Raw genomic sequence first — 24,449 nt, 5'->3', positions numbered from 1 at the left:
TTAAAATAAAGTGGAATAATAATTTTATTTTCCACCTTATTTAGATTTCAAAAAATATCTACTTATTCAACTAATTCTAAACCAGCCAGTTTACGCCAATAACCATTACAATCATGATGATGGATGGTGTTAATAGGGTGTGCGCCTTGTTCATTTTGGCGAAATTGTTTTAAGGTAGTAAAAACTTCATCAGACTGCGGTGAAAGACGGACGATATCGACTAAACCTGCCATTGAAGTTAAATCATTACCTAAATTGTAACAGTAGCCACTTTGCGTTTGAATACCATTTAAAACAAACACTTGTTGGTTTTCTTGTGATAATACCTGACGGCCTTGTGGGTATTTTTGACAGCAGGTTTCACAATCATCTTTAGCACGATTTTCCGAGCGAGCAGTAAAACAACGCGCTGAATAAGCCAAAGGAAGATGACCATAAGCGAATACTTCTACTTCAAATTTATCTCTAATCGCTAATTCTTCACATTGAATTAAAAGATTATTTAACCACTCACGAGACAGCTCAACCGGCATACACCAACGTATCATGCCTTGTTTCTGTAATAAACGTAGTGCATAAGCGTTATAGCAGTTTAATCCATGGCCTGCTACAAAAGGTAAATGACGCTCATAAAGCATATTGATCACACCAAAATCATGAGCCTCAACTAAAAATTCACCGTTATCCACCAGCTTTGCTATCTCTTTTAGTTCAGAAGGCGCTTGTAGTAGTGCTAAGGTAGAAAGGATCACTTGTTTACCACTTTTAGCCACTTCTTTGGCCAGATTAATCCAATCTTGTGGTTTAGTCTCACGGCGCTTACTACAGACTGTTTCGCCTAAGTAGATAATATCAGCATCGCTCTGTTTTGCTTGCTGATAAAATGTCTCAAGTGTTTCTTTTTGCCAATAATAAAGTACAGAGCCTAATGCGTATTTCATATTAATATCCCTTATTATTGCCATTTCCGGTGGTAAGCACCTAATGTTGTTTGTGTTCCTTCAGATATTTTTCCTAATGCACTCATCCAACGCGGTTGGGTTTTAAAACCTTGAGGATCTTTTTTACATTGGTCAATAGCTGCACGCCATACTCTTGCAACTTCAGTAACATACGCGGGGCTACGTTGGCGACCTTCAATTTTGACAGAGGCAATATTCATAGCCATAAGTTCAGGTAGTAGCGCTAGTGTATTTAAGCTGGTTGGCTCTTCTAAGGCGTGATAGCAGTGTTTATCAACAAAATAACGTCCTTTACATAAAGTAGGATACCCTGCATTTTCATCAGGAGCATAACGGTCTATTAAGACATCATTGAGGCGAGATTCCATACCTTGTGGTGTTTGCTGCCAACGGACAAAACGAGCTGGGGAACAGGCTCCGACAGTATTAGGCGATTCACCAGTTAGATAAGAGGAAAGATAACAGCGTCCTTCAGCCATGATGCACAAACTACCAAAGGCAAAGACTTCTAAAGGAACAGGACTACTTTGAGCCAATTGTTTGACTTGATGAATAGAAAGAACGCGTGGTAGTACAATACGTGCAACATCAAAATTGCGTTGATAAAATGCGATTGCCTGAGTATTAGTGGCCGACGCCTGTACCGATACATGACGCTCTATCTGTGGATAGCGTTCAGCTGCGTATTCTAGCATAGCAATATCGGCCAAAATTAATGCATCGGCACCTAAATGAGCCGCCATATCAATGGCTTTTTGCCAACGTTCAAATCCATCAGGATGAGCAAAAGTATTAATGGCAATATGCAGTTTTCGCTGATGGCGATGTACGTAATTGACGGCTTCTTGCAATTTCTTTTCTGTGAAGTTTAAGCCAGCAAAATGGCGAGCATTGGTGTCATCTTTTAAGCCGATATAAACGGCATCTGCACCATTATCAACAGCGGCTTTTAATGCGGGTAAGTTACCTGCTGGGCACAACAATTCCATCTTCACTTCCCTTTAGAGATTAAAAATGATCAGAAATTGTAATAAGCAGGATAAAAAAAGGTTTTGATTTAGGGCAGAGAATATTGAGTTTTACTTAAGTAAAATTAAATAACTCAAAATATGAACAACCGATTAACGGAATATTGATGTAGGATCGCAGAATCGCTATCTATATCTGGCACAATAGCCGCAATTAAATGTTAAGGAGTCCGAAAGTGTTTAATAAAATTCGCACCCGCCTAGTTAAAGATGGCCCTCGTTTCTTGCGTTACCCTTTGCAAATCACGCCATTTGCTTTGCAACGTGATATTTTAGAACAGTTTTTAAGTTGGCAATTCCGCGAAGCATTAGCTGAGGGGGATTTACACTTCTTGGAAGATAAATGGCTAAAGGTAGAAATTAAAGATTTACATTTGCAGTGGTTTATCAGTGTTTGTGATGATAAATTAATCGTAAGCCGTTCTGAAAAAGAAGATGTAAGTTTTAGTGGTAATGCTAACGATCTTATTTTAATTGCCGCGCGTAAAGAAGATCCGGACACCTTGTTTTTTCAACGACGCTTACAAATTGAGGGCGATACAGAACTTGGGTTATATGTTAAGAACCTAATGGATGCAATTGAGTTAGACTCTATGCCATCTGTATTGCGTTTTGGTTTACTACAATTGGCTGATTTTGTGAAAAGTGGCCTTCAAGATGAAGTTGAAGACACCGCACACAGCCATGAACTGAGCTCAACTTCATGCTAATACGTGTTGAAATTCCTGTTGATATTCCTGCTATTGATGATCTTTTACGCCAATCATTTCCAACAGGCGCAGAAGCCGATTTAGTTGGTCACTTACGTGAAGAGGGATTATTAACCTTAGGTATGGTGGCAATCAATGACGAAGGCCGGATTGTTGGTTATATCGGTTTTACACCTGTAGATATTGAGGGAAAAGATTGCCAATGGGTAGGACTTGCGCCATTAGCTGTGGCGCCACAATACCGTGGTCAGGGCATCGGTCGTCAATTGATTAATGAAGGGCTTGATAGCCTTAATGAGTTTGGTTATGGCGCTGTTGTGGTATTAGGTGAGCCAACTTATTATCAAAAATCAGGTTTTATACCGGCAAAATCACAAGGCTTGCATTGCAAATGGCCGAATACAGAAGAAGCATTTCAATTTTATGCTTTAGATAATGGCAATGTTGATGATATTCACGGCTTAGTGAACTTTTCGCCGTTATTTGATGAGGTTTGATAATCGCATCTTTTCATTATGCTAAATACTGTGCAACGTCTGAAGGCTGATCAATGATCAGCTTTTCTTTTTGTATTTTTTTTAACTGTTTTAAACGATATTCAAGTTGAGACGCTTGTTGCCTATCGCCAACTTGGCAATAAAACTCCAATGATAATGGGCCTTTCCCTCTTAGTGCTTTCGCGCCAGTTCCATTTTGATGCTGATTAAATCGTCGCTCAACATCCGTTGTTATTCCGGTATAAAGAGAGCCAAGACGATTTCTGACAATATAGATTGACCATTGAGTATCAGCCATCTTTTTTCCTTTTTGTGCTACTTATGATTTTAATAAACAAAATTTCTTAATTTCTAACGGTAGTTATTAACAAACAACTAAGTTTCAAATCTTGTAATTATATCAACACGTTGTAAAAAATTTATGACGTAAAAAACGTTTTTCTAAAAAAATACATTCAATTATTTTGAAAAAGAACAGCAATAATTGCTAATTTTAAAGTTAAATTAAAATGCATAATATGATCCACATCACAGAGACACACTCCGCGATAGATAACAAATTTAGAATTTAATTGGAGTTCATCATGAAAAAATCTACATTAATCGCTGCAACATTAGCTTTAAGTGCTATTTCATTCGGTTCAATCGCTGCTGACAGCGTAGCAACTAGCCATACCTCTACTGGTGAGTATATCACAATTACAGGTAACGATACTTTAGATGGCTTAACAACTAAAATTGCACAAATCGCAAAAGATGAAGGCGCAACTGGTTATAAAGTTATCGGTGCTACAGGTGACGATTATCTGACTGTAAATGCGGAAATTTATCGTTAATTTATAATTATTCTCGATAAGTTACCTGCACAAAGAGACACGCGGTAAGACGCTTGTTTTGGTGATATAATTATCACCTAAACAGCGTCTCTTTTAGTTTCTATGCAGGTAAATTATGTCTACGCCAGACTCGATCAAAATAATTAAACAATATATAGCCAGTCACCATGTGTTTACCTTATGTACAACTCGTGCATTAGGGGATATTTGGTGCGCGAATTGTTTCTATTGGTTCGATGAAAGCAACATGCGACTTGTTTTTCTCTCAGAAAAACATACACGACACGCACAAATGATGCAGGAAAATTTATTTGTTGCGGGCAGTATTAGTACTCAAGAGCTTTCTGTCGCCAATCTGCAAGGCGTTCAATTCACCGGTACAGTGTCTTTATTAACCGCTAATGACGACATCAGAGCAAGAAAACAGTATTGCTTACGTTTCCCTGTGGCGCTAGCCGCCATCCATGTGCCTTTATGGCAATTACAATTGCAAGAAATTAAAATGGTGAATAATCAGCTAGGCTTTGGTACTAAGCTCTTTTGGCAACGTCACTAAGTTACTGCTTATTGCCAAAAGTAGTAATTTTTTTGTTCCCAACCTTTTAAAGACATACATGAGGTATAGAATGTTTTTCTATCTTCTTGATTAATATCTGCTACATAGCTTTCTGTCATCGGAACACGTTCTGTATAGGTCTTTTTATCCCCACAACGCTCTTTGTCGTCTTTACGGCAAGTTTTTTCTACATCACGATAAACGGTGTGCTGTAGTACCTCTTTACGAATAGGGTAACGTGTATTCGCATCCAAATCACAAATTAACTTTGCTTCTTGTAATGTGTAATCGGGTACCCCTTTAGGCTCCCATTTACTACTACACCCAGTTATTAAAACGATTGAAATTAAAGGTAAAAAAACAAATTTCATATTAAATATTGTCATAAAAAGAAGAATTAAGAATACTAATCATAAAACAAAACTAATCACTTTGACTATTGTTTTTGAAAATGATTCGCATTTGATAACGGAGGTGACTAAATAGGAGCGCTTTATAATAGTGAAGTGATCCCCAGTAGTAAGGTGATTTATCACTGGGGATCATGAGATATTACTCAAATAATGAAAGATTTTTTTCTACCTCTGCATCTATTTCAGTATGTTGGAGATGTTTAACATCAAGTTTCTTTTTCAATTCACTGCCTAGCTTCACGAGTTGATCTCGATTGGCTTTCGATTGCTTTTTACCCCATTTTTTTAAATGGTAGTTCAGTTCATGATCTTCAGAAAAGCTTACATATTTATTATCACTTAAAGGCATATATCCTCCAGTTAATTCAATGTGTATTACTTCAATTTATGGATCACCTGATTACTACTACCGCGCCACAGTAATGCGGGATCATAAAGTTCTTGTACGAACTTGCCGTCAATCAGTACGTTAATATAGCTAACGACTTCTTGTTGCTCTGGGGTTAAGTCAGCCAATAAATAGCCTGTCCAAACCCAAATATCTTTCTCAGGGCATTGCGTTTTAACACGTTTTACCAATTTTAATATAGCAGAAAGATTTTGGGGGTGCAGGGGATCACCACCGGAAAGTGATAGTCCTTGTCGTTTAATACGAGTGTCTTGTAAATCAGCAATGATCTGATCTTCCACTTCTTGGGTAAACGGCTTGCCAGATGTTAGTGACCAAGTTGATTTATTATAGCAACCACGACATTGGTGTACGCACCCTGCAACAAACAGGGTGCAACGTGTTCCTGGGCCATTGACAACATCAACAGGGTAATATTGATGGTAATTCACAGTATTAACCTAACTGACCATTAGCCAGATGTTTAACTCGACGTTTAACTTCTTCTTGTTTACCGGCATTAAATGGACGCGAATCAGGACTGCCTAAATAGCCACATACACGGCGTATCACCGAGACTCTTGCAGGGTTGTGATTACCGCATCGAGGGCAGGTAAAACCTTTACTGGTACAAGAAAATTCGCCGGTATAACCACAGTCATAACATTCATCAATAGGGGTGTTTGTGCCGTAGTAAGGGACACGGGTGTAGCTATAATCCCAAACGTCTTCTAATGCTTTTAGGTTATGTTGTAAGTTTGGATATTCGCCATAGCATATGAAACCACCATTGGCTAATGGCGGGTAAGGGGCTTCAAAATCCAACTTATCATATGGATTGACTTTTTTCTCTACATCTAAGTGGAAACTGTTGGTGTAATAACCTTTATCAGTCACCCCCGGTATAATACCGAATTCCGCTGCATCTAAACGGCAAAAACGGTCACATAAGTTTTCACTAGGTGTACTGTAAAGACTAAAACCATAGCCTGTTTCTGCTTTCCATTGATCTGTCGCTTCACGTAAACGCTGAATAATTGCTATTGCTTTAGCTCTCAATGTTTCATCATCAAAGACGTGTTTTTGCGTACCAAATAAGGCATTAATCGTTTCATGAACACCGATATAACCTAATGAAATGGAGGCCCGGCCATGTTTAAAAATTTCAGCAACACTGTCATCCGCTTTTAAACGTACGCCACAAGCACCTTCCATATAAAGAATAGGGGCAACACGTGCTTTGACGTTTTCTAAACGAGCAATTCGGGTCATTAAGGCTTTTTTAGCCAATTCAAGACGTTTATCAAGCAGCGACCAGAATGCGGCTTCATCTCCTTTGGCCTCAATGGCAATACGTGGTAAGTTTAAACTGATCACCCCTAGATTATTGCGCCCTTCGTGGAGCATCTCGCCATTTTCTTCATAGACGCCTAAGAAGCTACGACAACCCATTGGGGTTTTAAACGAGCCGGTTACTTTTACCACTTGATCGTAATTTAAAATATCAGGGTACATCCGCTTGCTTGCACATTCTAAAGCAAGTTGTTTAATGTCGTAGTTAGGATCACCAAATTTATGGTTTAAGCCATCTTTAATAGCAAAAACCAGTTTGGGGAAAACCGCCGTTTTGCGGTTTTTACCTAAACCCGCCATGCGATTTTCAAGGATTGAGCGTTGAATTAAACGTGCTTCTTTTGATGTGCCTAGGCCAAAGCCAAAGGTAACAAAAGGCGTTTGACCATTAGCCGTATGTAGAGTGTTAACTTCATATTCTAAAGATTGAAAAGCGTCATAACACTCTTTTTCTGTACGTGCGTTGGCATAAGCTTCTTTATCCGCTATTTGCCATTCTTGCGCCACTTTATAGTGTTTGTCGTAACTGGCTTTGACAAAAGGTGCAAGGACTTCATCAATACGGTTGATTGTCGTGCCACCATAAATATGACTAGCGACTTGAGCAATAATCTGTGCAGTCACCGCAGTGGCTGTTGAAATGGATTTTGGCTGTTCTATTTCTGCATTACCCATCTTGAAACCGTTGGTTAACATACCATTGAGATCAATCAGCATGCAGTTAAACATAGGGAAAAAGGGTGAGTAATCGAGATCATGATAATGAATTTCACCGCGCTCATGAGCGAGTACCACATCTCTTGGCAGGATATGTAATTTTGCGTAATGTTTAGCCACAATTCCCGCAAGTAAATCGCGTTGGGTTGGGATAACTTTACTGTCTTTATTCGCATTCTCGTGCAAGATAGAGACATCACTCTGTTCGATAAGACCGCGGATTTCCTGAGTTAATCGTCCTCGTTGCTCACGAGCAACATCTCGGTCATGACGGTATTCAATATAAGCTCTGGCAATATCTTTGTGCTCGCCAGCCATCAGCTGATTTTCAACGGCGTCTTGGATCTCACGGATATCGACATTCGAACGTCCTGCGAGAGATTGTGAAACAGATTGAGCGACAAACTCACAATAATCATCATCAGTGATCTGACAAGCTTCGGCTGCTCTTTTGATAGCATCGCTGATGCGGGTTTGGTCAAAAGAGACTTTACATCCGTCTCGTTTTATCACTATGGTTTTCACAATCTGGCTCCTTAACTATTTATCCACAGGCTCTAATCCCATAAAAACAGGTGATGGCGTAGCATTGAGACTAATTGTGGATAAGGTGTGTATAATTACTATATGTTGTATCTGTGTATTTATTAAAGCACAATATATAGTAATTGGAAGCGAAATAATCTTGAGTAAAACTGATCTAAATCAAGGTATTTTTGCTACATCAGGCTTGGAGAGGGCTTGGCTGAATTGTAAATCTGAGATAAAAATGGCAGTAATAAATGATTGCTCATTTATTGAGAATATAAAAAAAGCAAAGTGCTCATAAAGAGTACTTTGCTTCTTTGATATGACAGGTAGAAAAATAAATTAGCGGATCGCGATAACTTCGATTTCTACTTTGGCATCTTTCGGTAAACGAGCAACTTCAACACAAGAGCGTGCTGGGAATGCTGCATTATGCTCTTTAAAGAAAGCTTCATAAGCTGCATTAATAGTACCGAAATCATTTAAATCTTTTACGAAAACAGTCGTTTTAATGATATTAGCAACGGTTAGACCTGCTTTTTCAATAATTGCTTTGACGTTTTCTAAAGATTGACGTGCTTGCTCTGCCGCATTGTCAGACACAAACTCACCCGTAGCAGGATCAACAGGTAATTGGCCTGATGTGATCACTAAATTACCTAAATCAACACCTTGTACATAAGGGCCGATTGCTGCAGGGGCTTTTTCGGTATTAATTTCGTAAGACATGTAGAACTCCTGTTTTTATAAGATTCATGCTAACGCTTGATTAGCTCAGCGCTATTATAGCCAGCGCAGAAGACGAGCAATATGATAGATATCAGGCTTTATCATAAAGTCTATAGGTATAAAAAGAAAATAATCCTAACGCTTTCTCGCCTTTTTATACGATATTTAGCCCATCTAAATCCCCCATTTATAGCAATTTTTTTTCTAAGATAGTGCTTATTAGCTATTTCTATTTTTTCATAAAAAGGGATCAACGCGGTTGAGAGGGGATTATTCTATTTTTAGGGTAGGTGTTTACTATCTGCCCTATCAAGCAGGGCAGATAGCCAATAAGAAATCAACGAATAACGGCGTGGCGCTCAAATTCTTTTTCGCAATATTTGCAGGTTAATACCACGTCAGACGCGAATTTTTTTACGCGAAAGCTACTTTGTACCGGCTCATTATGGCTAATACAGTTGCTATTAGGGCAGGGTACAACATCTTCGAGTAATTCAGGTAAACTTAGTGCCATTTTATTGACGACTTGGTAGTCATCAATAATATTAACCGTCGCTTGAGGGGCATACATTGCTAAGCGATTTGCTTGCTCTGCGGTTAAAAAGACATTTTCAATTTTGATTAAATCTTTTTTACCTAGGTTTTCAGAAGGAAGATTAAAACCTACCGTTATTCTTTCGTCTGTTTCGGTTAAACGAAATAGAGATAGGATCTTAAAGCCCACCTGCGCCGGAATATGATCAATAACAGTCCCACGTTTGATAGCTTCAACTTTTAGTTTGTGATCATGAGTCATGGTGTGCTCCTTATTAAAGAACTAAGTTTTTATTTAGAACTAAGGCAAGTAGTGCCTGACGCGCGTAAATACCATTACCTGCTTGTTGGAAATAGTAAGCATAAGGGGTGTTATCAACATCGGTGGTAATTTCATCGATACGTGGCAGGGGGTGTAATATCTTAAGATTATCTTTTACATTCACCAGATCAGCACTGGTTAAGATAAATTGGGCTTTGACATTGGCATATTCAGAAGGATCAAGGCGCTCTTTTTGTACCCGAGTCATATACAGGATATCCAGCTCTGACATCACTTCATCTACAGTTTCATGCTGACTATATTCAACACCATGCTCTTCGAGTAAATGCAAGATATGCTCTGGCATGGCCAGCACTTTTGGGGCAATAAAATAGAGGTGATTTCCTGTAAATTTGGCTAATGCTTGGGCTAGTGAGTGTACTGTGCGACCATATTTTAAATCACCTACCATCGCGATATTGAGGTTATCTAATCGGCCTTGTGTTTCTTTAATGGTAAACAAGTCTAGTAACGTTTGGCTTGGGTGTTGGTTGGCACCGTCCCCAGCATTAATAACGGGGATATCCCCAGCAAATTCAGAGGCCAAACGTGCCGCACCTTCTTGAGGATGACGAATAACAATGGCATCAGCATAAGTACGTAGTACGGAAATAGTATCAGCTAAGGTTTCCCCTTTTTTACCTAAAGAGGTGTTACTACCATCTGCAAAGCCAACCACAGACGCCCCTAAACGATGGATTGCTGTTTCAAAAGATAAGCGAGTGCGGGTGGAGGCTTCAAAAAAACAACTGGCAATCACTTTGTCTTTTAATAATTGGCTATTGGGGTGTTGTTTTAATTTGTCAGCAACATGGAGAACAGACTCCAGATCGTCTCGGTTCAGATCATTGATGGAGATAATATGCTTATGATAGAGCGGATTAGTCATTAGAGTTCTCCTTTGATGATACGATAAATGGTGCGATATGTGTTTTTCTACAGACCAAAAAAAACCCCTCAATGAGAGGGGTTTTAAAAAATAGCTTTTTGGAAAAAAGAGAGCGCTTACGACCGGTTAGGGTACGTAATGTGACAACAACTTGGCATTGGCGCTGTTTCATCTTTCCTCCTGACAAATTGTGGCGCATTATACGCATCTTAATCTTACACGCAAGCGTTTGCTTTTAATTTTTTGCAAAAAAATTTTTTTAATTTAAAAATCAATTAGCTTAAAGAAAAGGCAAAAAAGCACCCTTTGTTTAATCATTAAAAAACGGTGCTTTTGCATGAATATGTATTTTTAAAAAGGATTTGCTAAGGTCGCCACCATAACCGCTTTAATCGTGTGTAGACGATTTTCTGCTTCATCAAATACAATACTGTGTTTTGATTCAAAAACCTCGTTAGTGACTTCAAAACCACCATATAAGCCAAATTCTTCTGCTAATGCTTGCCCCATTGTTGTCTCTTCATCATGAAAAGCCGGTAAACAATGCAGGAATTTAACGTCTGGATTACCCGTTAGTTTGATTACATCCATATTAACCTGATAAGGTTTGAGTAACGTAATACGCTCTTTCCAAACTTCTTTTGGCTCTCCCATAGATACCCACACATCCGTGTAGAGAAAATCGGCGTTTTTAACGCCTTCTGCGACATTTTCAGTTAAGGTAATTTTCCCCCCATTTTGCTGAGCGATATTTTGGCATTCAGCAACTAATTCTGCTTGTGGCCAACACGCTTTTGGTGCGACTAGGCGTAAATCCATTCCTGTTAAGGCAGCCGCTTCGAGTAGGGTATTGCCCATATTGTTACGAGCATCACCAAGATAAGCAAAAATGGTTTCTGATAATGGTTTTGTTTGATGTTCAGTAATAGTGAGCAAATCCGCTAATAATTGTGTGGGGTGAAACTCATCGGTTAATCCATTCCAAACCGGTACATCAGCATATTTTGCCAGCATTTCTACTGTTTTTTGGCCATAACCACGATATTGAATACCATCATACATACGTCCTAACACGCGAGCGGTATCTTTTATTGATTCTTTATGACCGATTTGGCTTCCTCCGCCGAGATAGGTCACATTCGCACCTTGATCAAAGGCGGCCACTTCAAAGGCACAACGGGTACGGGTGGAATCTTTTTCAAAAATCAGCGCAATATTTTTTCCTGTGAGATACTGCTGTTCATGGCCTGATTTTTTTGCTTGTTTGAGTTCTAGTGATAAAGCCAGTAATTGTTGTATTTCTGCTGATGAGAAGTCGAGCAAACGTAAAAATGATCTTTGGTAGAAAGGGTTCATAGATAAGTATCCTATAATTGAATTTATATTCAATTTAATACAATAAATATTCATCATCAACCCTTAAACGTCACTTTTGAATGAAAAACTCTGCGATATGAGCCTTATATTAACTATGGAGTGTTTATTCCCCCTGTGGGAGAATAACCAAGATATCTTTCAGACTATTGCGGAGCGGAATTATGGCGGACAGCAAAGAGCTAGCAGAACAACGTGAAGAAACACGTCTTATTATTGAAGAATTACTCGAAGATGGCAGTGATCCCGATGCACTGTACGCAATTGAACACCACATTTCATGTGAAAATTTTGAAACGTTAGAAAAAGCGGCTGTTGAAGTTTTTAAATTAGGTTATGAAGTCACCGAGCCTGAAGAAATTGAAATTGAATCAGGTGAGATCTTAGTCTGCTTTGATGCGGTTAGTGAAAGTGGTCTAAATGCTGAACTGATTGATGCGCAAGTAGAACAGTTAATGAATTTAGCGGAAAAAATGGGGGTCTATTACGATGGTTGGGGAACTTATTTTGAAGATCCCGACGCTGAGTATGATGACGAAGATGGCGAAAATGAAGATGACGAAAGCGAGTCTGATAAGTCATCACGCCTGCACTAATTGACGCTATATGTTGTCCCAATGTACCAGTCTTTAGGTGCAAAAAAGAACACCCGCCACAAACTCTTTTTGTGACGGGTATTTTTTGAATGACTAATCCATCATACCAAACTTACCATTGTCATAGTCATCAAAAGCTTGTAATAACTCTTGTTGTGTATTCATGACAAAAGGCCCTTGTCCTACTACTGGCTCATTAATGGGCTCACCCGTTAATATTAATACGATAGCGTCTCCCATGGATCCTAATGTTAGGGTATCACCGTGGGTATCTAATATTGCGATTTCATGTTGACGTACAATATCACTGTTATTGAGATGTATCGCACCTTTAACGACAAATAGCATCGCATTATGTCCCTCAGGGATAGCATAGTGTGAAGTACCCGCATGATTTAAGCGCACATCCCACAGGTTTACAGGGGAATAGGTCATAGCAATACCAGATGTATTTGCATAGTCACCGGCAATGACTCGGACATAGCCCTGTGCATTAGGTAATTGCACATGAGGAATATCTTGCGCTTTTAGTGCTTGATAACGGGGTTGTGCCATTTTATACGCGCTTGGCAAATTAACCCACAGTTGTACGACTTCAAGCATACCTCCCTCTTTCGTCATTTTTTCAGAGTGATATTCTTTATGTAAAATACCTGAAGCGGCTGTCATCCACTGCACATCACCTTCAGCAATTGTACCGGCATGACCGGTAGAATCATGGTGAGATACTTCGCCTTGATAAGCTATAGTGACCGTTTCGAATCCACGGTGGGGATGAGTCCCAACACCACGCGCATTAGTAACAGGCTTAAATAATGTAGGCTCAGCATAATCCATTAATAAGAATGGGCTATATTGCTCTGCATTCTCTTTATAAGAGAATACTGTGCTCATAGAAAAGCCATTACCAACCCAATGTGGATTAGGTGCTGAATAAATTTGTTTTACCTGTCTCATTGTCATGATGTTTCTCCTGATTAAGGAAAGAAACCGCAATAACCCAGACACAGAAGGAGGTAATACAAGTTATCGCGATTTCTTAATGAGTACGATCATAAATTGTTCGCTCTATAAACAAAATAGGGGGAATTTGTTGATGGTATTCAAAAAAATGAATGATCTTTTTAAGGTAAAAAAGTCAGGGATGATAAGTAGAAAAGCCTAACAGTAAAAATGATTTTAAAATTATTATTAATTATTTTCCAAAATAAAAACCACATTCTGCTTTATAAAAATAACTCAGAATGTAGTTTATTCATAAAACTATATATTATTTATTAGTATCGCTGCAACCGCCGATAATTTTAGAGATAGATACTGCTGGGTGTAATAAATAGTCGTAGTTACAATCTTTTTCTTTGTTGTAAACACTACCAGTACAACCAGTCATTACGGTAACAAAAGAAGCAATAAGTGCAATTTTGACAAAGTTTTTCATAAGAAATTCCTTTTTAATTTTAGAATGTTAAAAGCCACAGCATGACTTTCTGTGCATAAAGATATTAAATTATCTATAAATAGCAATATAAAAAAATAGGAATTTTAAAATAGAACAGAAACTAAAAAATATTTTATTTAAGATGTGAAATATGATTATCTAGAGTTAAATGAGAAATAAATTAAACTTGTGTTTTTTTATTAAATTTAAGATAAATATTTAATGTGAAATAGATTGCTAATAATTTAAATATAGATTAATCATTAAAAATAGCCGTAAAATATCGCTCTTTTATACCATTAAGATAAATTCATTTTATATTGATAAGTGCTATTGTGAGATAACAAAAAACCCGCATTAAATATGCGGGCGTTTATATCTATACAGCATGTAGATACATGGTTATAAGAAATATCAAAGTGATTTCAGCATACGAATTTCACAGTCGCTGTGGCCTGTATTACCTAATGCTTTATCAATAAACTCAAAGCCTAATTTTTCATATAGACCAATTGCTGCTTTTAAAATATCAGTAGTTTCTAAGTAGCAGCGACTAAAGCCTTGTTGTTTACCAAACTCAAGAGATTGCTGAACAATTTTTTTCGCAATTCCTTTTCCTCGTAACTTAGAAGAGAGATACATTTTCTGTAATTCACAAGTCTCCCCATCGCCACCCGCAAGAGGTGCGACACCACCACCACCAACAATTTCGCCATCCATTTCTACCACCCAGTAAGCGCTGCGAGGTTGATGATAAACTTCGAATAAGGTATCTAAAATCGGATCAGCTACTGCAAATCCTTTATCCGCTGTTAAGCCATGCTCGGCGGAAACTTCACGAATAACGCGTGCAATGCCGGCGTTATCTCTTTTTTCAATGGCTCTGATAATAATATTTTGTGTTGCATTAGGGTTTGCAGTCATAGTTGCACTCATCGTTTTACTTATTAGTAGAATATTTTTTGATAATGTATTGAGAGAGCACCGGAAAGGAACTTCTTCATTGAAAGTAGCACTGAGGGCCACTGAAAACATCTTAATTGATTAAATAGGATTGTAAACTGTTATGCCTGTTTATTTATATGATTAGGGTATTTGTTGGTAGAGATATATTTCAAATATCTATTTCATTAGAGAGAGAATAATAGAGAAAAGGCACTATAGAACACTATTTCACTGCAAAACGAGTCACAATATAGTGAAAAAATGTTTTATTTTTAGGTTTAGTGATAAACCTATATCTTAAGTAGTAACGATATTAGGTGTTAAAAATAAACTAAAACCCGCAATCAATGCGGGTTTTAGTATTAATGGTGCAATAACTTATAACGCAGCAATAGAGACTTTTTGGGCAATCAGCTTCTCTTTAGCATTTAAACAAGATGCTAAACGCTCACGCTCTTTGGCGACAACAGCCTCAGGTGCGCGATTAACAAAGCCTTCGTTTGATAATTTGCTGTCTAATGTAGTGATGTCTTTCTCTACTTTTTCAAGCTCTTTATCTAAACGGGCAAGCTCTACATCTTTATCAATAAAGCCGGCCATTGGGATCAACAGCTCTGCACCGCTCACTAGTTTAGTTACCGATAATGGTGCTTCTTCACCTTCCGCTAATGGGCGAATATCCGCTAAGCGACCCATTGCTTTTAAGAAACCAATGTTATCACTGACACGACGTTTAGCCGTTTCATCCGCACCACGTAAAATAACATCCAGTGGTTTACCTGGCGCAATATTCATTTCTGCACGGATATTACGAACTGCGACGATAACCTCTTTGATCCATTCCAGATCGTTAAGTGCTTGCTCGTCGACTAATGACGCATCAAATTCAGGGAAAGCTTGAAGCATGATGGTTTCGCCTTCAATGCCTTTCACCTCTTTAACGCGTTGCCAGATAGTTTCTGTAATAAATGGAATAATTGGATGAGCAAGACGTAACAGACCCTCTAATACTTCAATCAAGGTATGACGAGCAGCACGTTTTTGAGCATCATTACCTTTATGAACCGCCGGTTTTGATAACTCAAGATACCAGTCACAGAATTGGTTCCAAGTGAATTCGTATAAAATACCGGCAGCAATATCAAAGCGATAATTATCTAACGCTTCACGATAGGCTTTTATGGTGTTATTGAATTCAGCTAAGATCCAGCGATCAGCCAATGAGAATGTCATCTCACCACCTTGATAGCCACAGTCTTGATCTTCTGTATTCATCAGTACAAAACGACTGGCATTCCATAATTTGTTACAGAAATTACGGTAACCTGACAGACGTTTCATATCCCAGTTAATATCACGCCCTGTAGAAGCTAACGCCGCTAAAGTAAAGCGCAGAGCATCAGTACCATGTGCTTCAATACCTTCTGGGAACTCTTTTTTGGTGCGTTTAGCAATACGCTCAGCCATTTGTGGCTGCATCATATTACCAGTGCGTTTTTCTAACAGTTTATCTAATGTGATACCGTCAATCATATCTAAAGGATCAAGTACGTTACCTTTAGATTTTGACATTTTCTGACCTTCTTCATCACGGATAAGGCCTGTCATATAAACGGTTTTAAATGGAACCTGTGGTTTACCTTCATCATCTTTAATAAAGTGCATGGTCATCATGATCATGCGGGCAATCCAGAAGAAGATAATATCGAAACCGCTCACTAATACATTCGTTGGATGGAATGTTTTCAGTGCTTCGGTGTTTTCTGGCCAGCCTAAGGTTGAGAATGTCCACAGTGCAGAAGAGAACCACGTATCGAGTACGTCTTCATCTTGGCGTAATGCTACATCGGCAGCAATGTTATTTTCACGACGCACTTCTTCTTCGTCACGACCGACATAAACATGACCTTCGTTATCATACCAAGCCGGGATACGATGACCCCACCACAGTTGACGAGAAATACACCAATCTTGAATATCATTCATCCAAGAGAAGTACATGTTTTCGTATTGTTTAGGTACAAATTGAATATCGCCATTTTTAACCGCTTCTACCGCAGGTTTCGCTAAAGGTGCTGCACGGACATACCATTGGTCAGTTAATAAAGGTTCAATAACTACACCACCACGATCACCGTAAGGTACCGTTAAATCGTGAGGTTTGATCTCTTCTAATAATCCTAAACGTTCAAATTCAGCGACAATAGCTTTACGTGCTGCAAAACGTTCCATACCTTGGTAGGCTTCTGGGATCTCTGTGCTATATACATCAGATTCAACACCGTTAGTGTCTAATACTTCTGCGCTAACACGAATATTGCCATCAAAATCCATGATATTAATCATTGGTAGTTGATGGCGACGACCTACTTCATAGTCATTAAAGTCATGGGCAGGGGTGATTTTTACACAACCGGTGCCTTTTTCCATATCCGCGTGTTCATCCGCTAAAATAGGAATACGACGGTTCATTAAAGGTAGAATAACCTCTTTACCAATCAGATCTTTATAACGTGGATCTTCTGGGTTAACCGCAACGCCAGTATCACCTAACAGTGTTTCAGGACGAGTCGTGGCAACAATCAGATAATCTTTACCCTCTGCCGTTTTAACGCCATCAGCTAATGGATAACGCAGATGCCACATTGAGCCTTTTATTTCGCGGTTTTCAACTTCGAGATCGGAAATGGCAGTGTGTAATTTAGGATCCCAGTTAACAAGACGTTTGCCACGATAGATAAGATCTTCTTTGTGTAAACGAACGAAGGCTTCTTTTACTGCTTTAGATAAACCTTCATCCATGGTAAAGCGTTCGCGATCCCAATCTACGGAGTTACCTAAACGGCGCATTTGGTTAGAGATATTACCGCCGGACTCTGCTTTCCACTCCCAAATTTTATCGATGAAAGCATCACGGCCATAATCATGGCGGTTTTTACCTTCTTCAGCAGCAATCTTACGCTCAACAACCATCTGTGTTGCGATACCTGCATGGTCAGTACCCGCTTGCCACAAGGTATTTTTACCCTGCATACGTTGATAGCGGATCATGGTGTCCATGATGGTTTGTTGGAAAGCATGACCCATGTGCAAGCTACCTGTCACATTAGGTGGTGGGATCACAATACAAAAGCTTTCTTTGGATGTATCACCATTGGCTTTAAAGTAGCCATTTTTTTCCCAATGTTGATACAGAGGTTGTTCAATCTCTGTCGGATTATAAGTTGTATCGAGCGATGGCTCTTTCGGTGCGGATTTATTTTCCATATTCTTTACGTATTCAATAGGTTGGCGGCGTAGCCATTGTCAAAGTAAAGCCGACGCTACGATAAATTTTATATCGTTCTCGCGCCAACTGTTTTAATTGTTCATCGATAGGTACGAAGTCTATCACTTCATGGAAAGCTGTGGCAAAGTCTGCAAATTGTGACTGCAAATTAATCAGGAGATCACGCGGGGCATTGCCCCGTTTGCCCGGCCAACATAATTCAACAGGCGCACCATAACGAGGCCCTTCACCTGCTAGGTTATGAGGCACAAATTGATGTGGCTCTCTTGCCCATAGTGCTTCATCCAACAATTCAGCTTGTGGCTGTGAATCACAGACGAGCAAAACCCGTTTGCCTAAACGCCAATGTTCTGCGGCAAGTTGACAAGCAAGCCACTCATGGGCTTGTAAATCTTGATGTATTGATGGATGTTCCATTAAATAAAACGTGGCGTTTTTCATGATATCCCGATAATAGAAGGGTATTGCATTGCAATACCCTTCTATGAGTCTGCTCTATTTACCTTAATAATTATGCGGTATTACTCGTCGCTATTCAAACCTGCGCGGTTTAATAAGAACTGCGACAGTAAAGATACTGGGCGACCCGTAGCACCTTTTGCTTTACCAGAGCGCCATGCCGTACCTGCGATATCTAAATGTGCCCAGTTATATTTGCTTGCAAAGCGCGCTAAGAAACAACCTGCGGTAATGGCTCCCCCTAAACGTCCACCCGTATTGGCAAGATCGGCAAAATTAGATTCAATTTGCTCATAGAACTCTTCGCCTAAAGGTAAGCGCCATGCGCGATCGCCCGCTTGCTCTGAAGCATTCATTAATTCATGGGCTAATGGGTTATGGTTAGACATTAATCCACTATAATGATGACCTAATGCCACCATACAAGCCCCTGTTAATGTGGCGATATCAATAACTAACTCAGGCTCAAAGCGCTCAACGTAGGTTAATGTATCACACAGCACTAAGCGACCTTCAGCATCCGTATTTAATACCTCAACAGTCTGGCCTGACATAGTAGTAAGAATATCACCAGGACGATAGGCTTTACCACCCGGCATATTTTCACAGCCAGCCAATACACCGATGACATTAATAGGTAGTTGTAACTCAGCAACGACGCGCATCACACCATATACTGTTGCTGCACCACACATGTCGTATTTCATTTCATCCATGCCATCAGCAGGTTTAATTGAAATACCACCAGAATCAAAGGTGAGCCCTTTACCAACCAGTACGATTGGACGGGATTCAGGATCTTGATTACCTTTATATTCAATAATCGACATTAAAGATTCATTTTGTGAACCTTGACCGACCGCTAAATAGGCATTCATATTTAGCTCTTTCATCTGCTCTTCACCAATGACTCGGGTAGAGACATTCGCGGATGAGTCAGCGAGTTGGCGAGCTTGAGAGGCTAAGTATGCCGCATTACAGATATTAGGTGGCATATTAGCTAAATCTTTACAGGCTTTGATCCCTGATGCAATAGCTAAGCCGTGGGCAATAGCACGTTCGCCGCTTGGTAATTCACGTCGAGTAGGGACATTAAAGACCATTTTACGTAATGGACGACGTAATTCGGTTTTATTACTTTTCAGTTGATCAAAGGTATAGAGGCAGTCTTTTGCAGTCTCAACCGCTTGACGTACTTTCCAGTAATTATTACGGCCTTTAACATGTAGCTCAGTCAGAAAACAAACTGCTTCCATTGACCCTGTTTCATTGAGCGTGTTAATTGTTTTCTGAATAATTTGTTTGTACTGACGTTCATCCAATTCACGCTCTTTACCACAACCAATCAGCAAAACGCGCTCAGAGAGAACATTTGGCACATGGTGCAGCAGCAATGACTGGCCGACTTTACCTTCCAGTTCACCACGGCGTAATAAGGCGCTGATGTAACCATCGCTGATTTTATCAAGTTGCTCCGCTATCGGAGATAAACGACGAGGCTCAAACACCCCCACGATAATACAAGCGCTGCGTTGTTTCTCTGGGCTGCCGCTTTTTACATTAAACTCCATGCGTTCTCCTGAATATTAAAGACAAAAACGGAAAGTATCGTTTAGAATAGTGATCCGCATTAATCTACCCCATAGAAAGTTTACTTTTTATGTTAAGCTAAATGCATTAATTGAACACAACTAATTTAGCTAACTTATAAGCTTGTTCTGATTGGGAACCTGTTTATAGCATGTTTTGATATCATTTGGGCTGCAAGAATGTCTAACTGAGATGCACAAATGATAGATATACAACGAAGTTAGCGATTTTCCTGCAAAAAGACAAGTTTTCACAGGCATAACTAGCGTGATTATAATTCGATATTTAGCTCGGGAAACCCTTAAAAGTCAGATAGCCATCTTATTTATCTTGATGCTTATCTTCTTTAGCCAAAAGCTGGTTGAAATTTTAGGGGCTGCTGTAGAAGGTAATATTCCTACAAACCTTGTGGTTTCTCTGCTGTGGCTGGGGATCCCCGAGATGGCACAGCTTATTCTACCATTAAGCCTTTTTCTTGGTCTTCTGATGACTTACAGCAAACTTTATGTTGAAAGTGAGATAACCGTCATGAATGCCTGTGGAATAGGTAAAAAAGCATTAGTGCAAGCAGCACTATTGTTGTCATTACTTACTAGCGTCTTGGCGGCAGGGAATGTGGTGTGGTTGATACCATGGTCGTCTGTACATCAAGAGCAAGTGCTGGAAGATGCAAAAGCCAATCCAAGCTTAGCGGCATTAATGGAAGGGCAATTTAAAATGTCCAGTGACCGTAATATGGTGCTTTATCTCGGTAGCGTAAAGGGCAACCAATTCCAAGATGTTTTCTTGGCTCAATTGCGTCCAACACAAAACCAACGCCCATCTGTTGTGGTGGCGGATAAAGGTTATACCAAAGAGCTACCAAACGGTAACCAAGTCGTGGTACTTAGCGAGGGTACGCGGTATGAAGGTACGGCGGTACTACGCGATTTTCGTATTACTGATTTTACCGATTACCAAGCGGTGATAGGCCATCGAGAGTCTACTATTAGCCGTAATCGCGTCGAACAAAAAACCATGAATGAGTTGTGGCACTCAACAGAGCCTGAGTCTATCGCTGAATTTCATTGGCGTTTAACCTTAATTTTCTCTGTGGTGATCATGGCGTTAATGGTTGTGCCGTTAAGTGAAGTCAACCCACGTCAAGGGCGAGTGTTAAGTATGTTGCCGGCGATGTTGCTTTATTTGGTGTTTTTCCTATTACAAAGCTCCTTGCGTTCAAGCGGTGAAAAAGGAAAGGTTGACCCACTTATTGCTATGTGGACAGTGAATGGGATTTATTTTGCTTTAGCGCTGTTATTGAATGCGTGGGATACCTTACCAATGCGCAAACTACGTGCTCGCTTTAAGAAAGGAGTTGCCTGATGTTTGGTGTATTAGATAAATATATCGGGCGTACGATTTTGCAATCGATTTTGATGACGCTATTTTTACTGGTATCACTGTCTGGCATTATCAAATTCGTCGATCAGCTGCGCAAAGTAGGGCAAGGTGATTTTACGACCTTAGATGCGGGGATTTATGCGGTTTTAAATATCCTCAAAGATGTGCAAATCTTCTTTCCGATGGCGGCCTTATTAGGGGCTTTATTAGGGTTAGGGGCATTAGCGACACGTAGTGAGCTGGTGGTGATGCAGGCATCGGGTTTTACTCGTTTGCAAATTGCCGGCTCCGTGATGAAAACCGCGATCCCATTAGTACTGTTAACGGTATTAATTGGCGAGTGGGGGGCACCGCAAGGTGAGCAATATGCACGTAATTACCGTGCAGAAAAGATCATGGGTAACTCTTTAGTGTCCACTAACCGTGGAATGTGGGCTAAAGATGGTAATCAATTTATCTATATTAACCGTATTAAAAGCCAAAATGAGATGCAAGGCATTACGCTGTATAATTTCGATAATAATCGAAAACTTGAAACTGTGCGTTATGCATCCAGTGCCACTTATGATCCAGATAAAAAAGTGTGGTTACTGAAACAAGTTGAGCAATCTGATCTTACTTCGCCACAAAAAATCACGGGTAAAAAACAGGTATCTTTAGAGTGGCAGACTCGCCTAACACCTGAAAAACTGAGTGTTGTGGCATTAGATCCAGATGCCTTATCCATAAGTGGCTTATATCAATATGTAAAATACCTCAAACAGAGTGGGCAAGAATCAGCCAACTATGAGCTGAACTTCTGGAAAAAAATCTTTGCGCCTATTTCTGTTGCAGTGATGATGCTAATGGCGCTGTCATTTATTTTTGGCCCATTACGTACTGTACCTATGGGGCTGCGTGTGGTAACAGGAATAGCCTTTGGTTTTCTGTTCTATATTGTGAATGAAGTCTCAGGCCGATTAAGTTTGGTATATGGCATTCCTGCCGTAGTGGCAGCCTTAGTTCCTGGTATGCTCTTTTTAGTATTAAGTTTATGGCTATTAATGAGGCGTAATCGCTAAGTAGTATTAACGATTAACAATGCTTAAAGAAAAAGCGCCTTCAACAATCAAGGCGCTTTTTTATCGGTCTATAAGTTGATTATTTCGTTTAAAAACTTTGTGCTAAAGCACGCACAAGGGCATTTGTTCCTCGAGTCACTTCACTAAACTTGGTGCCATTAGCTTTACGGGTGATGACAACAAAAACACCGATATTTAATTCAGGAATGGTTGCCATATAGGTATTAAAACCACCGCCACCACCGGTTTTTTGGTAAATAGCAGGCACACCATTGGCAGGCGCCATATAAACCCATCCTAAGCCAATGCCATCCGCTCGCCCTGCAACATCCATCCCTTCAATAGAAGATAGTCGTTGGCGCGGAAAATAAATAGACTGCTCTTTACTGGCCGTCGCTTTTCTCATCGTATTATTTGAGTTTAAAAAGCCTTGCATCCAACGTTGCATATCTGCAGGCGTAGAATAAACACCCCCACTTCCGGCGGCGGCGATAGTCTCAGAACAAGGGCTGGGTCTATAACCAATTAATAATCGCTGACATTGTGTGCTACTTGGCGTTAACGTGGTATCACGCATTCCCGCAGGTTGTGTCACATACTGTTTTAATAGTTGAGGATAGTTTTTACCAGAGGCTTTCACTAATGCATCTGCTAATAAATCATAAGCCAGATTAGAATAAGAGGCAGATTGTCCCGCCGGTGTTGTTAAAGAGGCTTTTTTTAGCCAGTTCCAGCGATCGCCATGGGGTGGCCAAATAAAAACCGGTCTACCCCATTTTCCACCGGGTTGTTCACGAGGAAAACCACTGGTATGGGTAGCTAAATGATAAAGACGAATAGGAGATTGATTGTTCACTAATGGAATATCGACACCATAATAACTATATTTTTGCAGAGGATCAGTAACCAACAACTTGCCATCATCTTGTAATTTTAACATTACTTCACTCGTCATTAATTTAGTAATAGAAGCAATACGTATTAATGAGTTCATTGACGGGGTTTGACGGCTATCGGGGCTTGTAGTACCAAAAGCACGATTAAGAGATTGCGTATTGTTAATCATGACAATCACCATCCCTTGAGGGTTACTTTTTTGATAAATCTGCTGAGCATACTTATCAAAAATCTCCCGACTATTATTCGCCTTTGGTGATAAGGTGGTTGGCCATTGTGACAATTCAGGCACATTATGTTGATTAAACTTAGCGGGTAACGTTGGCGTTACCGTTGCACGTTGACTACAGGCATTGAGCGTAAGTAGTGCAACAGGAATGAGGAGATATTTTAGGAGATGTTTTTTCATTTTATGATCAACATAACGAGTAAGGTGAAAGAAAAGAGAACAAAATAAATCAGCCATAACATAAATGGATGATTGTTTTATCGCGTTACTTTTTGTTTTTATTTATCATTTTTAGTACAGCACCTAAAACAAGCCCAATAAAAATACCGGCCATGATCCAGCTAACAATACCCATACCATCCCCTTTATAGCAGATTTAAACCAAATTTTGATTATATTATCAGAAATAAGAATGTCTATCAGAGCAATAGTGGGTTAATGAAAAGTTGATGTAAAATAGGCTGAAGGACTTCTACAAAGAGATTTTTTGTGAAGGACATCATAAAAATCTTATTATTGGTTATTTTTTGTACATAAAAAGGGTGAAAAAAACAGGAAAGTATTACAAAGGTGTTACAATCCCCCCTAAATTTTGCCTATTTTTACTTTATTATTAGCTTTTCTTTATTATTCGGTTAACAGTTGTTTATCAAGTAAATGTTAATTAATGAATTTATATTCTTTAAATTAATTAGTTTCTGGTTTTATATTCTAGACATATATTTA

The 24,449-nt window shown here is 39.4% G+C and carries 26 protein-coding genes; 7 read left to right on the top strand and 19 right to left on the bottom strand.

The genetic code is table 11. From position 1 onward, the window contains the following. Positions 1–62: 62 nt before the first annotated feature. Entirely contained in the window at positions 63–941 is an 879-nt protein-coding gene (locus AACQ49_RS12565) for a U32 family peptidase (protein WP_004249589.1), read from the bottom strand. A gap of 14 nt (positions 942–955) precedes the next feature. After that, positions 956–1,951, bottom strand: coding sequence for a ubiquinone anaerobic biosynthesis protein UbiU (ubiU, locus tag AACQ49_RS12560; protein WP_004246211.1), 996 nt, complete (start codon positions 1,949–1,951; stop codon positions 956–958). A 215-nt stretch (positions 1,952–2,166) separates the two neighbouring features. On the opposite strand from ubiU, the gene ubiT reads away from it, so the two are divergent. After that, the gene (gene ubiT, locus AACQ49_RS12555) at positions 2,167–2,700 is read left to right on the top strand and encodes a ubiquinone anaerobic biosynthesis accessory factor UbiT (protein WP_004249588.1); all 534 of its coding nucleotides are present in this window, start codon (positions 2,167–2,169) and stop codon (positions 2,698–2,700) included. Next, positions 2,694–3,197, top strand: coding sequence for a GNAT family N-acetyltransferase (locus AACQ49_RS12550; protein WP_004246209.1), 504 nt, complete (start codon positions 2,694–2,696; stop codon positions 3,195–3,197). Before ubiT ends, AACQ49_RS12550 begins: the two co-directional genes overlap by 7 nt. A gap of 16 nt (positions 3,198–3,213) precedes the next feature. On the opposite strand, the gene AACQ49_RS12545 is transcribed toward AACQ49_RS12550, so the two are convergent. Continuing rightward, on the bottom strand, positions 3,214–3,495 hold the full coding sequence (locus tag AACQ49_RS12545) for a GIY-YIG nuclease family protein (RefSeq protein ID WP_004246208.1): 282 nt from the start codon (positions 3,493–3,495) through the stop codon (positions 3,214–3,216). A 286-nt stretch (positions 3,496–3,781) separates the two neighbouring features. Between AACQ49_RS12545 and AACQ49_RS12540 the strand changes: the two genes are divergently transcribed. Next, positions 3,782–4,033 (top strand): YdgH/BhsA/McbA-like domain containing protein, encoded by a 252-nt coding sequence (locus tag AACQ49_RS12540; RefSeq protein ID WP_004246207.1) that lies wholly within the window; start codon positions 3,782–3,784, stop codon positions 4,031–4,033. Positions 4,034–4,148: 115 nt separating this feature from the next. Continuing rightward, positions 4,149–4,589, top strand: a complete 441-nt coding sequence (locus AACQ49_RS12535; RefSeq protein WP_012368741.1) for a YhbP family protein — start codon at positions 4,149–4,151, stop codon at positions 4,587–4,589. A gap of 8 nt (positions 4,590–4,597) precedes the next feature. Here AACQ49_RS12535 and AACQ49_RS12530 read toward each other — a convergent pair whose 3' ends face one another. From AACQ49_RS12530 to argF, 9 genes are all read right to left on the bottom strand, one after another. Beyond that, positions 4,598–4,960 (bottom strand): hypothetical protein, encoded by a 363-nt coding sequence (locus AACQ49_RS12530; protein WP_012368742.1) that lies wholly within the window; start codon positions 4,958–4,960, stop codon positions 4,598–4,600. Between the two features lie 181 nt (positions 4,961–5,141). Next, positions 5,142–5,351, bottom strand: coding sequence for a hypothetical protein (locus tag AACQ49_RS12525; protein WP_161779076.1), 210 nt, complete (start codon positions 5,349–5,351; stop codon positions 5,142–5,144). Positions 5,352–5,377: 26 nt separating this feature from the next. Beyond that, complete coding sequence (gene nrdG, locus AACQ49_RS12520; RefSeq protein WP_004246203.1) at positions 5,378–5,842, bottom strand: anaerobic ribonucleoside-triphosphate reductase-activating protein; 465 nt, start codon at positions 5,840–5,842, stop codon at positions 5,378–5,380. Between the two features lie 4 nt (positions 5,843–5,846). Further along, positions 5,847–7,985: an anaerobic ribonucleoside-triphosphate reductase gene (gene nrdD, locus AACQ49_RS12515; protein WP_004246202.1), complete on the bottom strand. Its 2,139-nt coding sequence runs from the start codon at positions 7,983–7,985 to the stop codon at positions 5,847–5,849. A 345-nt stretch (positions 7,986–8,330) separates the two neighbouring features. Continuing rightward, complete coding sequence (locus AACQ49_RS12510) at positions 8,331–8,717, bottom strand: RidA family protein (RefSeq protein ID WP_004246200.1); 387 nt, start codon at positions 8,715–8,717, stop codon at positions 8,331–8,333. A 337-nt stretch (positions 8,718–9,054) separates the two neighbouring features. Next, positions 9,055–9,513: an aspartate carbamoyltransferase regulatory subunit gene (gene pyrI / locus AACQ49_RS12505; RefSeq protein WP_004246198.1), complete on the bottom strand. Its 459-nt coding sequence runs from the start codon at positions 9,511–9,513 to the stop codon at positions 9,055–9,057. A gap of 13 nt (positions 9,514–9,526) precedes the next feature. Beyond that, on the bottom strand, positions 9,527–10,462 hold the full coding sequence (gene pyrB / locus AACQ49_RS12500; protein WP_004246197.1) for an aspartate carbamoyltransferase: 936 nt from the start codon (positions 10,460–10,462) through the stop codon (positions 9,527–9,529). Next, positions 10,455–10,634, bottom strand: coding sequence for a hypothetical protein (locus AACQ49_RS12495; protein WP_004246196.1), 180 nt, complete (start codon positions 10,632–10,634; stop codon positions 10,455–10,457). The genes pyrB and AACQ49_RS12495 overlap by 8 nt, the downstream gene beginning before the upstream one ends. Positions 10,635–10,813: 179 nt before the next feature. Continuing rightward, positions 10,814–11,818: an ornithine carbamoyltransferase gene (gene argF / locus AACQ49_RS12490; protein ID WP_004246195.1), complete on the bottom strand. Its 1,005-nt coding sequence runs from the start codon at positions 11,816–11,818 to the stop codon at positions 10,814–10,816. A gap of 182 nt (positions 11,819–12,000) precedes the next feature. Between argF and rraB the strand changes: the two genes are divergently transcribed. Further along, positions 12,001–12,432, top strand: coding sequence for a ribonuclease E inhibitor RraB (gene rraB / locus AACQ49_RS12485; RefSeq protein ID WP_004246194.1), 432 nt, complete (start codon positions 12,001–12,003; stop codon positions 12,430–12,432). A gap of 93 nt (positions 12,433–12,525) precedes the next feature. On the opposite strand, the gene AACQ49_RS12480 is transcribed toward rraB, so the two are convergent. The 6 genes from AACQ49_RS12480 to pepA all read right to left on the bottom strand — a co-directional run bounded on the left by AACQ49_RS12480 (position 12,526) and on the right by pepA (position 20,134). Then, positions 12,526–13,395, bottom strand: coding sequence for a pirin family protein (locus AACQ49_RS12480; protein WP_012368745.1), 870 nt, complete (start codon positions 13,393–13,395; stop codon positions 12,526–12,528). 307 nt (positions 13,396–13,702) lie between these two features. Next, complete coding sequence (locus AACQ49_RS12475; RefSeq protein WP_161779074.1) at positions 13,703–13,870, bottom strand: DUF4223 family protein; 168 nt, start codon at positions 13,868–13,870, stop codon at positions 13,703–13,705. A gap of 414 nt (positions 13,871–14,284) precedes the next feature. Continuing rightward, on the bottom strand, positions 14,285–14,794 hold the full coding sequence (locus tag AACQ49_RS12470; RefSeq protein ID WP_004249583.1) for a GNAT family N-acetyltransferase: 510 nt from the start codon (positions 14,792–14,794) through the stop codon (positions 14,285–14,287). A 399-nt stretch (positions 14,795–15,193) separates the two neighbouring features. Beyond that, positions 15,194–18,082, bottom strand: coding sequence for a valine--tRNA ligase (locus AACQ49_RS12465; protein ID WP_161779073.1), 2,889 nt, complete (start codon positions 18,080–18,082; stop codon positions 15,194–15,196). 13 nt (positions 18,083–18,095) lie between these two features. Next, a complete protein-coding gene (locus AACQ49_RS12460) occupies positions 18,096–18,545 on the bottom strand; it encodes a DNA polymerase III subunit chi (protein WP_004246185.1) in 450 nt (149 codons plus the stop codon). A gap of 80 nt (positions 18,546–18,625) precedes the next feature. After that, a complete protein-coding gene (pepA, locus tag AACQ49_RS12455) occupies positions 18,626–20,134 on the bottom strand; it encodes a leucyl aminopeptidase (RefSeq protein WP_004246183.1) in 1,509 nt (502 codons plus the stop codon). A gap of 286 nt (positions 20,135–20,420) precedes the next feature. Here pepA and lptF point away from each other — a divergent pair, with 286 nt between their 5' ends. After that, a complete protein-coding gene (gene lptF, locus AACQ49_RS12450; RefSeq protein ID WP_004249580.1) occupies positions 20,421–21,518 on the top strand; it encodes an LPS export ABC transporter permease LptF in 1,098 nt (365 codons plus the stop codon). Then, positions 21,518–22,597 carry an LPS export ABC transporter permease LptG gene (gene lptG, locus AACQ49_RS12445; protein ID WP_004246180.1) on the top strand — a complete coding sequence of 360 codons (1,080 nt, stop codon included), beginning with the start codon at positions 21,518–21,520 and terminating at the stop codon, positions 22,595–22,597. Before lptF ends, lptG begins: the two co-directional genes overlap by 1 nt. 88 nt (positions 22,598–22,685) lie before the next feature. Here the strand turns inward: lptG and ampH are convergent, their stop codons facing one another. Continuing rightward, the gene (gene ampH, locus AACQ49_RS12440) at positions 22,686–23,903 is read right to left on the bottom strand and encodes a D-alanyl-D-alanine-carboxypeptidase/endopeptidase AmpH (protein WP_202611306.1); all 1,218 of its coding nucleotides are present in this window, start codon (positions 23,901–23,903) and stop codon (positions 22,686–22,688) included. Positions 23,904–24,449 lie beyond the last annotated feature (546 nt).

Origin of the sequence: Proteus sp. G2675, from assembly GCF_963886535.1 — a bacterium.
GTDB lineage: Bacteria > Pseudomonadota > Gammaproteobacteria > Enterobacterales > Enterobacteriaceae > Proteus > Proteus mirabilis.
The sequence above is the reverse complement of the archived record's forward strand: the minus strand, read 5'-3'. Positions and strand labels throughout refer to the sequence as shown.

Bases quoted from the DNA above. Each gene is read 5' to 3' on its own strand.
- AACQ49_RS12565 (WP_004249589.1), bottom strand. From the start codon at position 941: ATGAAATACGCATTAGGCTCTGTACTTTATTATTGGCAAAAAGAAACA.
- ubiU (WP_004246211.1), bottom strand. From the start codon at position 1,951: ATGGAATTGTTGTGCCCAGCAGGTAACTTACCCGCATTAAAAGCCGCT.
- AACQ49_RS12550 (WP_004246209.1), top strand. From the start codon at position 2,694: ATGCTAATACGTGTTGAAATTCCTGTTGATATTCCTGCTATTGATGAT.
- AACQ49_RS12545 (WP_004246208.1), bottom strand. From the start codon at position 3,495: ATGGCTGATACTCAATGGTCAATCTATATTGTCAGAAATCGTCTTGGC.
- AACQ49_RS12540 (WP_004246207.1), top strand. From the start codon at position 3,782: ATGAAAAAATCTACATTAATCGCTGCAACATTAGCTTTAAGTGCTATT.
- AACQ49_RS12535 (WP_012368741.1), top strand. From the start codon at position 4,149: ATGTCTACGCCAGACTCGATCAAAATAATTAAACAATATATAGCCAGT.
- AACQ49_RS12530 (WP_012368742.1), bottom strand. From the start codon at position 4,960: ATGAAATTTGTTTTTTTACCTTTAATTTCAATCGTTTTAATAACTGGG.
- AACQ49_RS12525 (WP_161779076.1), bottom strand. From the start codon at position 5,351: ATGCCTTTAAGTGATAATAAATATGTAAGCTTTTCTGAAGATCATGAA.
- AACQ49_RS12510 (WP_004246200.1), bottom strand. From the start codon at position 8,717: ATGTCTTACGAAATTAATACCGAAAAAGCCCCTGCAGCAATCGGCCCT.
- pyrI (WP_004246198.1), bottom strand. From the start codon at position 9,513: ATGACTCATGATCACAAACTAAAAGTTGAAGCTATCAAACGTGGGACT.
- pyrB (WP_004246197.1), bottom strand. From the start codon at position 10,462: ATGACTAATCCGCTCTATCATAAGCATATTATCTCCATCAATGATCTG.
- AACQ49_RS12495 (WP_004246196.1), bottom strand. From the start codon at position 10,634: ATGAAACAGCGCCAATGCCAAGTTGTTGTCACATTACGTACCCTAACC.
- argF (WP_004246195.1), bottom strand. From the start codon at position 11,818: ATGAACCCTTTCTACCAAAGATCATTTTTACGTTTGCTCGACTTCTCA.
- rraB (WP_004246194.1), top strand. From the start codon at position 12,001: ATGGCGGACAGCAAAGAGCTAGCAGAACAACGTGAAGAAACACGTCTT.
- AACQ49_RS12480 (WP_012368745.1), bottom strand. From the start codon at position 13,395: ATGACAATGAGACAGGTAAAACAAATTTATTCAGCACCTAATCCACAT.
- AACQ49_RS12475 (WP_161779074.1), bottom strand. From the start codon at position 13,870: ATGAAAAACTTTGTCAAAATTGCACTTATTGCTTCTTTTGTTACCGTA.
- AACQ49_RS12470 (WP_004249583.1), bottom strand. From the start codon at position 14,794: ATGACTGCAAACCCTAATGCAACACAAAATATTATTATCAGAGCCATT.
- AACQ49_RS12465 (WP_161779073.1), bottom strand. From the start codon at position 18,082: ATGGAAAATAAATCCGCACCGAAAGAGCCATCGCTCGATACAACTTAT.
- AACQ49_RS12460 (WP_004246185.1), bottom strand. From the start codon at position 18,545: ATGAAAAACGCCACGTTTTATTTAATGGAACATCCATCAATACATCAA.
- pepA (WP_004246183.1), bottom strand. From the start codon at position 20,134: ATGGAGTTTAATGTAAAAAGCGGCAGCCCAGAGAAACAACGCAGCGCT.
- lptG (WP_004246180.1), top strand. From the start codon at position 21,518: ATGTTTGGTGTATTAGATAAATATATCGGGCGTACGATTTTGCAATCG.
- ampH (WP_202611306.1), bottom strand. From the start codon at position 23,903: ATGAAAAAACATCTCCTAAAATATCTCCTCATTCCTGTTGCACTACTT.